At 49.5% G+C, this 12230-nt stretch carries 9 protein-coding genes; 3 read left to right on the top strand and 6 right to left on the bottom strand.

Annotated features, from left to right (window positions below):
• Nucleotides 1-69 precede the first annotated feature (69 nt).
• A complete protein-coding gene (locus KNQ06_RS09880) occupies nt 70-1242 on the top strand; it encodes an MFS transporter (protein ID WP_214769139.1) in 1173 nt (390 codons plus the stop codon).
• A 269-nt stretch (nt 1243-1511) separates the two neighbouring features.
• On the opposite strand, the gene KNQ06_RS09885 is transcribed toward KNQ06_RS09880, so the two are convergent.
• From KNQ06_RS09885 to KNQ06_RS09905, 5 genes are all read right to left on the bottom strand, one after another.
• The gene (locus tag KNQ06_RS09885) at nt 1512-2621 is read right to left on the bottom strand and encodes an MFS transporter (protein ID WP_214769136.1); all 1110 of its coding nucleotides are present in this window, start codon (nt 2619-2621) and stop codon (nt 1512-1514) included.
• Between the two features lie 145 nt (nt 2622-2766).
• Nucleotides 2767-5322 carry a sensor histidine kinase gene (locus KNQ06_RS09890; RefSeq protein ID WP_214724512.1) on the bottom strand — a complete coding sequence of 852 codons (2556 nt, stop codon included), beginning with the start codon at nt 5320-5322 and terminating at the stop codon, nt 2767-2769.
• A gap of 208 nt (nt 5323-5530) precedes the next feature.
• Nucleotides 5531-5983, bottom strand: a complete 453-nt coding sequence (locus KNQ06_RS09895) for a hypothetical protein (RefSeq protein WP_214724510.1) — start codon at nt 5981-5983, stop codon at nt 5531-5533.
• A 71-nt stretch (nt 5984-6054) separates the two neighbouring features.
• A complete protein-coding gene (locus KNQ06_RS09900) occupies nt 6055-6474 on the bottom strand; it encodes a hypothetical protein (protein WP_023467641.1) in 420 nt (139 codons plus the stop codon).
• On the bottom strand, nt 6474-8591 hold the full coding sequence (locus tag KNQ06_RS09905) for a DNA topoisomerase III (RefSeq protein ID WP_149426993.1): 2118 nt from the start codon (nt 8589-8591) through the stop codon (nt 6474-6476). Before KNQ06_RS09905 ends, KNQ06_RS09900 begins: the two co-directional genes overlap by 1 nt.
• Before the next feature lie 44 nt (nt 8592-8635).
• Here KNQ06_RS09905 and KNQ06_RS09910 point away from each other — a divergent pair, with 44 nt between their 5' ends.
• A complete protein-coding gene (locus KNQ06_RS09910; protein WP_023467639.1) occupies nt 8636-9532 on the top strand; it encodes a DMT family transporter in 897 nt (298 codons plus the stop codon).
• Between the two features lie 247 nt (nt 9533-9779).
• Here the strand turns inward: KNQ06_RS09910 and KNQ06_RS09915 are convergent, their stop codons facing one another.
• Complete coding sequence (locus KNQ06_RS09915; RefSeq protein ID WP_058712922.1) at nt 9780-11240, bottom strand: MDR family MFS transporter; 1461 nt, start codon at nt 11238-11240, stop codon at nt 9780-9782.
• Nucleotides 11241-11385: 145 nt separating this feature from the next.
• Here KNQ06_RS09915 and KNQ06_RS09920 point away from each other — a divergent pair, with 145 nt between their 5' ends.
• Nucleotides 11386-12201: an SDR family NAD(P)-dependent oxidoreductase gene (locus KNQ06_RS09920; RefSeq protein ID WP_023467637.1), complete on the top strand. Its 816-nt coding sequence runs from the start codon at nt 11386-11388 to the stop codon at nt 12199-12201.
• The last annotated feature ends 29 nt before the right edge of the window (nt 12202-12230 follow it).

Consider the following 12230-nt stretch of genomic DNA (forward strand, 5'->3'; position numbering starts at 1 on the left):
GGCGTCCAATGTAAGTCATTCTGAATTCTCACTCCTAACTAAATACGTACGATATGGAGGTCATTCAGAATGAACCGGTTTAAGCTTTTATTGGTCAGTCAATGGATTGCGAATGCGGGAGATGCGCTCTATATCGTCTCCCTGATCGCGATGATCTATCAAACGACAGGGCAAGCGAGTCTCGCTGCCCTGTTTCCTGTTCTCGTCACAGCAGGCATGACAGGTAGCGGCTTCTTATTCGCCCAAGTCGCTCAACGTGTTCCCCATGCCTCCTTGTTGTTCGGCAGTCAACTCCTCAAGACGATTCTATTAGGCGTCATCTGGGGATTTGATTTACCACTGCCACTTATCCTCGCACTCGTTGGGTGTATCGCTTTCTTCGACGGATTTGCTCGTCCGATCGAAAGTGCCTTCATCCCTCGACTGTGTCAGGATGTCCAGAACGCTAACAGTCTCGTACAAGGTTCGAATCAAGTGATTCAGCTCATCATGTGGCCGCTCGGCGCCATCCTGGTCAGCTGGTTATCCCCTCTTTCCGTCTTGTCCGTCTCGGCTGGTCTGTTTTTAGGTGCCAGTCTCATCAGCTATCTGTTCTATCGAAGCGTCCGCTCTCTACCCGACCCTTCGATGGAAGGGGAAGACGTCTCCTTCCGGTCGAGTATTCGCTACACGCGAACGCATTCTTTCGCGAAAGCCAACACGTATCTCGTCGGAATCGATGCGTTCGTCAGTACGGCTTGGATTTCTGCTCTGTTCCTCGTCTACATCGATACACATTTCCAGCTATCGGAACGCTGGTGGGGCATTCTAAATGCCTTCTATCTGCTGAGCATGATCGCCGGCAGCTACATGATGTTACGTCGTCGTGGAACGCGTTCGTTGCTTTATCGTAGTATCGGCTTTTCGATTACTGCGACCCTCTTGTTTGCTTTCGCTCCAATCGTCACACTTGCCGTGATCGCTTGTCTGATCCAAGGGTTTGCAAGTCAAGTCCGGGCGATTGAGCTGAATACGTTGTTGCAGACGACGACACCACTCGAACGGTTACCGTATGTCTATAGCGTGCAACAAACCGTGTATGCACTCTGCTTCTGTCTCGGTAGTCTGCTGTTCGGATGGCTTGCCGATGTGTTTGCGATCGAGCTTGTCTATGCGCTCGCAGGAGTCCTCTCCTTGTTGATGTGGCAACCAGCTCGCCAGGTATTGGCACGTTCTTCTCAGGAGCAACGACACGTGTCGTAATAAATGACAGTCAAAAGAGGCTGACTCAAAAAAAGAATGACGCGTCTTTTCACGCCCTTTCCTCAGGCGAGACACAAGCCAGTTTTCCTGCTTGGTTGAAGCAGGAAAGCGGGTCTTGTTCGTCTCTGACAGCGCATAAATGCGCTTGTTCCTGTAGGAGTGGCGTGTGACGCGTCATTCTTTTTGTTACGAGATAAGGATGGCAGATTCTCATTCTGCCATCCTTATCTTTTTAGAGGCTGACTTTTGAATCAGCCCCTTTTTTTGATTCAGTTCTGACGCGTTCGCGTCACACTATACAATAGAAGTAACATAAGTGAGACGAGACCGAGCGCGGCATAGGTCATCTGAAGCGAGAAGACACGTTCGACGAAGACGAACAGTGTACCGGTTCCAAGCACAGCCAAACGTTCAATGACTGAGATCAGCGACGTAAACGTTGCACGTCCATTTGGCGGCGCAACTTCTTGGATGATAGTGGTCAAATAAGGCTCAGCCCAGCCATAGCACAAGTACAGCGTCCCGAGTAACCCGATACTGACGAGCGGAGAGGCAACCGACAATCCGGCAAGACACACGATATAGATCATCGCCCATCCGACCGGCGATCGGAACTGAGATAAGGACACACCGGTCGCCTGCATGATTTGAAATAACACGAAAACGAATCCGAAATGGACCATCGGTATCGTTTGATCCCGTAGATAAAGTTGCCAAAACTCATCGACGAAATCAATCGTCGCCCCGTATAACAAGACAAGACAAAGAATTCGGACGTAGACGCGTCGAAACGAAAAACCGTTTAGAAATGTCTTTAATGAACTCGTCTCTCCGTCTTGTTCTCGCGATGCTTCCTTTAAGAAAAACGTCAGCAGTACTGTTCCGAGCAATACCCACCAGGACACGTGATAGTGCCAAATCAAGTCTACCGATCGCACAGCGTAACTCCCGACAAGTGCTGCGAGTCCTGATGTCAATAAACCACCGATTGAAATCAGTCGCCAGACCGTCTCGAATCGCTCTTCTCTCCTATGCATTCGCAATGTTTCATAGACGTGGGCTTCAAGCGCTCCACTAAGTGCTGCGCCACCGATGCCGGCAAGGACCATCGCCAAAAGAAAAGCGGATAATGAGTAGGCTTCAAGCAACACCGTAAACGATAACCACTCACATACGAAACCAGCCAGAATGAACGGCTTTCTGCCCCACCGATCGGATAACAAACCGAACGGGACCTCACCAATCAACATGACCCAAGCAAAGACGATTTCTGCGATGACGACGTCGGCAATGCTCATTCCCCGGTCTTCCCAGTAAAAGCGCTCAATCACATAAGCTGGAATGAACGAACTACTGGCTTCGATCAGGATCCAAAGCATGAGTGATCGTCGGACTTAACAAGGCCATCTGCTTCGCCGCATCTCCTCACTTCCTTTCTGTTTGATAGTAGTTAATTCCCGTTTTTGCAGATGAAACCAACAAAAAAACGCCCTTTGATTAAAAAATCAAAGAACGCTTTTGACATTAACATTCATCTGCCGATTCCGTGACCGGTACGACGGACTGGACGATCGGTAGTTCGACGATGAACGCGGACCCGACACCTTCTGTTGATTCGACATGAATCATCCCTTCGTGCGAACGAACGATTTCCTGACAAATCGCAAGACCAAGACCGGTACCGCCGATTTTTCGACTATCCGAATTATCGACTCGATAAAACTTACTAAACAGTTGTGGTAACGCGTGACGGGGAATGCCGATTCCCTCATCTTCGATCTTCAGCTGGACACGATCTTCGACTTGACGCATCGTGATCGTGATTTGACCACCATCCGGTGAATACTTGATCGCATTGTTGATCAGGTTCGTGAACAGCTGACGCATTTTTTGTTCGTCAGCATGAATCCGACCCGTCGTCGTTTCTTCAAAATCAAGGACTAGCTCGTGATCTTTTGCCGAAGCCGTATGGAACTCGACCGTTTCCTGAATGACTTTCGTCAAATCAAGCGGTTTGAAGTCATACTGCTGCTGACTCGATTCCATGCGCTGGACATCGAGGAAGTCGTTGACGAGATTCGTCAACCGTTCGGTTTCTGCATGAATCGTCTCGAGATACCGTTGACGTTTTGATTCCTGGACGTCGCGCGCGAGCATCAATTCCGTGTAGCCGTAAATCGAGGCAAGCGGTGTCCGCAACTCATGCGAGACGGTCGAGACGAATTCCGATTTCATCCGGTCGATCGCTGTCTCTGCCGTCACGTCACGTAAGACGAGCATCGTACCGCGGAAACAACCACCGTAATGAATTTCCTCTGCATACAGCGTGACGAATCGCTCTTCCTTGTTCAAGGACAACGCCAAGCTCTCCGTCGGAATTTCCTGACTGCAGACATGATCCATGTAGGTTAAGAACGCCTCATGTTGATCAACCTGCACTGCCAACTCTTCGATTTTGACGTCGAGCGTCATCAATCCTTCTTCCGCCACTTGATCGTGCGCCGGATGATGGAATAAAGCGAGCAATGGTTTATTGGCAAAAATCGTCTCTCCTTCGATATAGATGACCGCTTCTCGAATCGAATGTAGAAGTTTTGAGGTCTTTTCCCGTTCTCGTTCGACTTCTTCAAAGACACGCATCCGAAGCAAGGAGAGTGCCAATTGACGGGAGAACGACCAGATTTCATTTGTCTGGTCTTCCGTGAAAGCATCCCGGTAACGGACGAGATAAATGCTTGCAATCATCGTGTTCGTCGCTGGATCCATCACCGGTACGACGATTTCGTACATCGTGTATGGATACGGGAGCGGATGATGACTCGCGACTTGTTTCGTCGAGCGAACAGCGCGTTTGTTTTGACGTGTGCGTTCGAGTAATGACGTCGAAGCATGTAATAACTGGTGCTCCTGAGCTGCCGTCATCCCGTACGAGACGAGATCCGTATAGCGGTCTTGCTCTAAGAAGACGATTGCTCCGAGCTCCGCATCGGTGATCGTAATCAATTTTTCGATGATCGCTGGATACGCCGTCAACGTTTCGCGAGACGCAAGTGTCTCGGTCAACTCATTGCGATAACGCAAATGGGTCTCGTTGCGCAACGTGATGTCGAGTGCTTCTTCGAGTTCTTCCTGTTGCGATTGCAGTTCTTCTTGCTGGGCAATTAATTCTTCTTGTTGACTTTGAAGTTCGTCGTTACTCGCGACAAGCTGGTGCTTTTGCCCGGAAATGGCGGCTGCCATCTGGTTGAACGTCGTCGTCAATTCACCAATCTCATCTTGACGATTCGTGATGACGATTGGTGTCGCATCCTCACCTTTAGCGAGTCGTCCACTTTCCCGGTTCAACTGACGCAACTGACGAGTCAAGCGGCGGACGAATGGTCGGACGAAAACGAGAGTAATCAATAAGAGGATTGCGATATTAACTGCTCCGAGAATTTGCGCCGAGTTGACTTGTTTACCAAGCTGCTCTTGCGCCGCCATCTCTTGATCGTTTAAGGAATTACGATATTTTGTGAAGACCGTCTCCATATCAACGATACTTGAACTCATATCAGCCGCACTCTTCGTCTTGATGTTGAACTTCCGCTGTGGATCGAGTGGTTTTGATTTCGTGACCTTTCCAAGCGTCGGCATCTTCAAGAACGGTTCCGTCACTTTGCCGTCTTTTTTCGCCGCGACATAATTGACGAGGCTCGGCATGACGCGTTGGGTATACGCTGTATAGAGTTCCCGTGCGTCCGTTGCATACTGCCGTTCTTCTTTGAAGCGTGCATTGCGCTCGAACCATGTCGTTTGTTGATTGATGCCATTTTTCTTTGCTTCGATTTCTTTTAACATCTCTTCGTCACCAAGCAAGACGAAGCCACGCATCTCGTACTGCATGCTTTGCCATGATTCGTACAAATCCGTCGCCCGTGTCCGATGTTCGTTTAACATCTTTAACTCTTGGCGTGATTCATCCACCTGTTGTTTCGTATATAGGTAGACACCACCTGTCGTTAGCAGCAGTGTCAGAAAAATCACATAAAACGCAGACATGATTTGCCGTCCAATCGTTCGATTCAGCCATGTTTTCATTAAAGGAATTCAACTCCTTTCCCTTTATCTTTCTCCAGCAATAAAGGTATTCCCGTCCATTCATTGTAAACTTTTTTCAATCGATACACAGCATTCTGCTCAAAAAGATTTCAATTTCATACAACTTTAATCTAAATCGTTGTATATGACAATTAGATGTCACGATTCAACCGTTTTCAACAAAAAAAGAGCCCCTGAGGACCCTTTTTCAATGATGATGGTGATGGCTATGACTATGACTCCGGACCGGCTGTTCGTCCGCTAAATGATCCGCATCCAAAATGCCGAGCCGTAAGTACTGAGCGACGACTTGTTTTTTCGTCGTTTCGGAAATCTGATCTGTTCCTTGGACGAGCCTTAAGATGCCAGTCGCAATCCGAAACGGTTCGAGATTCGTCTTTTCGACTGGAAAACTTGTCAACGTTTCTAAGTAAGCGACGTAATTCAGTGCATCCGATTCCGTTGGACTGACGAGACGCGCCGCATGCTCGCGCAGTTGTTGCGTCAATGAATTCGTCGAAATTCCCTTTGAGGCTGCAGAGATGACTCCAAACAGAATGAACCCGATGATGAGAACAAAAAATCCGACCATGAAAATCGGCATGCCCGAGAAGAAGCCGTCGCCTCCCAGTTCGCCTTCCATGAATGCTACTGTGAACATAGTGAACCCTCCAAATGAATAAAATGATGACGATCACTTATCCTACGTCATCCTCTTCAAGAAAGTTTCACCTAGTTAGGTAGTTTTTGTAAGTCAGCTTGGAACCAGTCTTCAACGAAGAAGCGTTCCGTCTCCGTCTCGATTTGATATGAATACAACACTTCGAAGTCGCCTTCCGTCAGCATCGGTAACGTCAATTCGCGTACGAGTTGGCGTAACTCTTCCGTCAGCTCAGCTTCGTAGCGGATGAATCCATCTTCCCGGTGCTCGACTTCCGTCAAGTACGGAAGTAGGATGTGTTTTCCGAATGATTGTGGATCATCGATCACTTCCGCAGTCACACCAAACAGTTCTTCTGCTTCTTCGACCAGTCCTTCTGCCGACTGTACCTCAATATGGTCCGGAAACCAGACCGTCAAGCGGCGCCCTTCTTGTAACAGTCGTTCAAAGACAGGACGAAACGTTTGATTTTGAATCAGTTCGTATTGCATCAGTCTTCCCCTTTCGTGAATTCGAATTTTAATTGATCGCGTTCGAGATAGAGCATCGCCTTAAACTGGCGCGCATTCTTTTTCATCTCGAGTGGCTTTGTTTTTTGACCCGCTAGTACTTTTTTGACTTCCGTTTGCGTCAGTCGGGCACCAAGGATCGTTTTCGGTAACGTAAAGCCACAGTTGTTCTTTTGATAGCCACTGCAGCCATAGAACTTCCCACGATCAAGCACTGCTGATTGACACAGCGGGCACGGACCGACCGGACGATTCGTTGCACCCCGCGGGGACTTGCTTTTGACTTGTGTCGGATCAACGGCGAGTTGTTCAATTCGTTGTTTGGCATCGACGACGAGATGCTCCGACAATTTCTTCGCCTGTTCAATGAACTGGGCAGCCGACGCTTCCCCTTTACCGATTTGCTCGAGACGGCTCTCCCACTTCGCTGTCATCTCTGGCGAAGCAAGAATGCTCCCCGTTACGGCATCGATCAAGATCCGACCTTTTGGCGTCGGATGAATCTCTTTTTTGACGAGTTTGATGTATTCCCGCCGTTTTAGTCCGTCGATGATCCCGGCACGGGTCGCTTCCGTCCCAAGTCCCTCGACTTCCTTCATGATCGCTTGCAGCTCATCTTCGAGTAACTTACCGGCTGTTTTCATACCGAGGATGAGCGTCCCTTCCGTATAGCGTTTCGGCGGCTCCGTTTGTTTCTCAAGCAGACGACAGCCTTTGATCGGCATCTCTTGTCCTTGTTCGACGGCTGGTAATTCGACTTCCTTTGACTCGATTTGTAAGACTTGTTTAAAACCCGGATCAATCGTCCGACTGCCGCGTGTCAAAAAACGGTCCATCTCACGCGTCGTCACGATTTCCGTCTTCTCCGAGACGGCGTCCGGTGCAAAGGCAGCAAGAAAACGGCGAACGATTAAGTCGTAGACTTGTGCATCTCGTCCGGAGAGCTTCGCGACGGCACCCGCTTCTTCTGTTGGAATGATCGCATAGTGGTCGCTGACCTTCGCCGGATTAACGTAACGTTTATCGTTAGCCGGATTGTTCGTCAGGACATCCTTGATTGGGCTATATTCCGCTTGCTTCAGTAACCGATCAAGAATGACCGGGAACTGTCCCGCCTCCTCTTTCGTTACGAAGGAAGAGTCCGTTCGCGGATAACTGATCCAACCACGGATATAGAGTTTTTGCGCGATATCGAGCGTCTCTTTTGCACCGAGACCAAACCGTCGGCTCGCTTCTGTTTGTAAGAGTGACAAACTGAACCAAAACGGTGGTCGTTCCGTCTGACGTTTTTTCTCGATTGATGCGACGACTCCAGTTCCTTTCGTCCGATCCACGATCGCTTGTGCCTGGTCCCGGTCACTCAGCTTCGTCTGTTTCTTCGCATTGATGTATTTTCCTTTGTATCGCGTAAAATCCGCCTCGACTTCGTAGTACGTCTCCGGTCGAAAATTCTCGATCTGTTTTTCCCGTTCGACGATCAGTGCAAGCGTCGGTGTCTGGACCCGTCCGAGGGAGAAGACGTCGGCGATGCCCTTCTTCTTCAGTAACGTCGTATACGCACGTGACGCATTCATCCCGATCAACCAATCGGCGCAAGCGCGACTCATCGCCTCATGAAAAATGTTCTCCGTTTCCTTGCCATCGAGCAGGTTCGCAAACCCATGATCAACCGCTTGAGGCGTCAGACTCGAAATCCAGAGTCGTTGCAGTGGTTTCGCGTTGTTCGCGAGACGTAAGATCAATCGGACGATTGCCTCTCCCTCTCGCTCGGCATCCGATGCTATAATGATGGAAGTCGTCGTCCGCTCATTCAATAATTTCTTGATGACCTGGTATGGTTTACTCTTGCCTTTTGCCAGTCGGTAATCAAATCGTTCCGGGATGATCGGCAGATGATCGTAGTTCCATCGTTTCCATTTGGCGTCATAATGCGCCGGCTCCTGCAGTTCGCATAAGTGTCCGACCGCATAGGCGAGTTTTGCTCCTTGCGGAAACCGGTCACATGGTTTGATTTCAATGTAGCCGTCCCGCTTCACGGACGGATACGGAGCTGCCAGTTTTTCCGCTTGTTTTGGTTTTTCAGCAATGATCAATTGCACACGCTTCACCCTCATTTCCTTACTTCAGACATGTGGAGGTACCCATGCCCTATTTTACGTTATTCATGGCTTTATTCTTTATTTCAACATCGGCAATCTTCGTCAAGTGGGCGGAGACACCGATCGAGGCTGTCGCCTTTTACCGCATGTTGTTTTCGACCTTGTTGTTGCTCCCACTCATTCGATTGAAGGAACTGTTGCAACTCAGTTCGTCGACGATCCGGCATATGCTATTAAGTGGCATTTTGCTCGCCGGGCATTTTTGGCTGTGGTTCCTCTCTCTTGATTATACGACAGTTGCGAGCTCGACGCTCTTCGTGACCGCGAGTCCGATTTTTGTCCTGGCCGGTAACGCGTTATTCTTCAAACAACACCCGTCGCGCAAAGCACTCCTGTTCGTCGCTGTCGCCTTATTTGGTGGCGGTCTCGTCGCTTATGGAGATATCGCTGTCGGCATGCGCGCCTTGATCGGGGACGGTCTTGCCTTGCTCGCAACGATTTTAGTCGCTGGTTACTGGTTGCTCGGTCAACACGTCCGCACAAGCGTCTCGACGAACCTCTATTCGTTCGGTGTCTACGCTGTCGCGTCGCTCGTCTTACTTTTGTTATCATTGATTCAATCAACGAATCTCGTTGCTGCGTTCCAACAAGATTGGTGGCTGTATATTCTTCTTGCCGTCTTCCCGACGTTACTCGGTCACAATTTATTCAACTGGGCGCTCGCTCGTGTCAGTGCCAGCATCGTCAGCATCACGATCCTTGGCGAAGCGGTTTGGGGGATGATCTTCGGATACTATCTGTTCGATGAGAAGCTGACATGGATTCAAATCACCGGTGCCGCTTTACTATTGATCGGAATCGGATTGTTCCTCCGACGCAACGAACGCGATATTCGCGAACAACTCGCCCAGCGTGAGAGTGCCACTAGTCAATCTTCCTAATTAAGAAGAGGATGACTAAAAAAAGAACGACTCGTCTCTTCACGCCCTTTCCTCAGGCGAGACACAAGCCAGTTTTCTGCTTCATTTGAGCAGAAAAGCGGGTCTTGTTTGTCTCTGACAGCGCAAAAGTGCGCTTTTTCCTGTAGGAGTAGCGTGTGGCGAGTCTTTTATTACGAAATAAGGGTGGCAGATCATCAGTCTGCCACCCTTTTCTTTGTAGAGATTGACTTTTGAGTCCGCCTCTTCATTACGATCGTGGATCGTCAGGTCGAACTTTCGGTAAACGCCATGTCATCGCGAACGCAAGAATCGCACAAAGAACGCCACCGATGAAGACGTAACGTAATCCATGTGATAACGCGATTTCTGCCGCATACTGCACATCCTGTCCGAACGTTTTTGCCGTACTCGATTGGAAAAATGGATCAATCGCGTACCCTGAGAGCGTGTCCGACGCTGAAAACGAACGAAGGATGGATAGGTTGAAGATCGTACCGAAGATCGCAACACCGAGCGTCTGTCCCGTCGTACTCAAGAACGAGTTGACGGCCGTCGCTGAGCCACGAAGTGACCAATCGACGGAAGTCTGCAGGACGACCATGAAGACGGGTTGTGAGAGACCAAAACCAATTCCGATCAGCGAAACGGCAAGATAGATGAAAACATCACTTGATTCGCGCGTGATCAACGATAAAATCACTGTACCGACGATCAGCAGTCCCATTCCTGTCATCGTCCGATACCGGGGTGAGGCGACACCAATCGTCCGTCCACCGATAATGGCGGTCAGCGTCCAAAAAAGCGACAGTGGCATCAACATGAAACCAGCTTCGGTCGGACTCTTGCCGAGTACCCCTTGGGCAAAAATCGGAATATACGCTGACATCGAGACGAGCACCCAGGCGGAAAAGAAGACCGCTAAGTTGATCACGAGAATGACCGGATGGCGAATGACTGCTGGTGGTAAGAGTGGATCGCTCGCCTTTTTCTCGACACGATAGAACGTGAACAATAAAACGAAACTAATGAAAAAGCTGGCTAGAATGATCGGACGCAAGAACGTCTCCGACTCACTGCCCGATAATAAGCCGTAAAGAAACGCACTCATCCCGAGCGCAAACAATAACGCACCCCGGTAATCGATTTTCCGTTCCGTTTCACGGACCGTCTCTTTGTAGTAAACGACGATCATGAAGAACGACAATAACGCAAACGGTACGTTTAGTAAGAAAATATACCGCCACGAAAGCGATTCGACGAGGAATCCACCGACAAGTGGTCCAGCGACACCTGAGATTCCCCAGACAGCGCTGAGCACTCCTTGGATTTTCCCCCGCTCCTCATATGTATACAAATCCCCAATGATCGTCATCGCGATCGGCAATACAGCTCCTGCCCCGATTCCTTGGACGGCGCGGAAAACGATCAACATCTCCATCGATTGAGCGAGTCCACAGGCTAACGAAGCGACGGTGAAGACGCCGATCCCGAATAACAGAACCCGTTTTCGACCATATAAATCTGCCATCTTTCCGTAAATCGGTGTTGATACCGCCATGAACAACAAGAATCCAGCAAAGATCCAACTGACTAATTTCGCCCCGTTCAATTCACTCGCCATGACAGGTGTTGCTGTTGCAACGATCGTCCCCTCGATCGCGGCTAAAAACGTCGCGAGCAACAAGGCGACGGTTACTTTTTTCCTCATTCGTTCCACTTCCCCTCTACTGTTCTATCATACTGGTTGAACCAGTGATAAGAAAAGTAAATGCTTACGAAACAGGATTCGCGGGAACGGTATGGAATGGTATACACTAGACTCAGATTCACGATTTCGAATGGAGGAATGTCCTATGTTACGAAAAACGGCACTGATTACCGGTGCATCGGGTGGAATCGGACTAGATCTCGCTGTCCTCGCGGCGCGAGATGGCTTCGATTGTGTACTCGTTGCCCGCAATGAGAAGAAATTGAAGGAGCTTCAACAGGTCCTTGAAAAACGCTATCAGATCAAAGTCTATGTATTCGCTGCTGATTTATCGCTAAGCGACAGCGTTGATCGTCTCGTGCAATACTTAGAGGAACAAGAATTGACAGTCGATCTATTGTTCAATAATGCCGGCTTCGCCACGTCGGGACGCTTTGCGGAAATCGATCCAACAGAAGACATTAACTCGATCCAGGTCAACGTCGTCGCCTTGACGGATTTGACGAAACGTCTCTTACCGGGAATGGTCGAACGTGGCTTTGGACGCATCTTGAATGTCGCGTCGGTCGCTGCCTTCATGCCAGGACCATACATGAGTGTCTACTATGCAACGAAAGCCTATGTCCTGTCGTTCTCAGAAGCACTTGCGACAGAAGTCGACGGCTCGGGTGTCAGTGTGACTTGTCTCTGTCCAGGACCGACCGATACGAACTTCTTCGACCGGGCGAACATCACGCTACCATTCAAGAGTATGCCGTCACACCTCGTCGCCTTCGCCGGGTACCGTGGCATGCTCAAAGGACGCCGCGTCGTTGTTCCAGGTGCAAGCAACCGCGCCATGGTTTCCTTGTCTCGTCTCTTGCCACGCCGTCTCCTGACCGAAGTGACAGGTCGAATTCAAGATCCTGCTCGCCAGCAAGAATCATCGACAGAAGAAGAACTCCTGTACGCGAATTCATAAAAAAACGGAAGGACCAGATAGCTGGTTCT

It is taken from the genome of Exiguobacterium sp. s91, from assembly GCF_018618915.1.
Lineage (GTDB): Bacteria > Bacillota > Bacilli > Exiguobacteriales > Exiguobacteriaceae > Exiguobacterium_A > Exiguobacterium_A abrahamii.

Bases quoted from the DNA above. Each gene is read 5' to 3' on its own strand.
- KNQ06_RS09880 (WP_214769139.1), top strand. From the start codon at position 70: ATGAACCGGTTTAAGCTTTTATTGGTCAGTCAATGGATTGCGAATGCG.
- KNQ06_RS09885 (WP_214769136.1), bottom strand. From the start codon at position 2,621: ATGCTTTGGATCCTGATCGAAGCCAGTAGTTCGTTCATTCCAGCTTAT.
- KNQ06_RS09890 (WP_214724512.1), bottom strand. From the start codon at position 5,322: ATGAAAACATGGCTGAATCGAACGATTGGACGGCAAATCATGTCTGCG.
- KNQ06_RS09895 (WP_214724510.1), bottom strand. From the start codon at position 5,983: ATGTTCACAGTAGCATTCATGGAAGGCGAACTGGGAGGCGACGGCTTC.
- KNQ06_RS09900 (WP_023467641.1), bottom strand. From the start codon at position 6,474: ATGCAATACGAACTGATTCAAAATCAAACGTTTCGTCCTGTCTTTGAA.
- KNQ06_RS09910 (WP_023467639.1), top strand. From the start codon at position 8,636: ATGCCCTATTTTACGTTATTCATGGCTTTATTCTTTATTTCAACATCG.
- KNQ06_RS09915 (WP_058712922.1), bottom strand. From the start codon at position 11,240: ATGAGGAAAAAAGTAACCGTCGCCTTGTTGCTCGCGACGTTTTTAGCC.
- KNQ06_RS09920 (WP_023467637.1), top strand. From the start codon at position 11,386: ATGTTACGAAAAACGGCACTGATTACCGGTGCATCGGGTGGAATCGGA.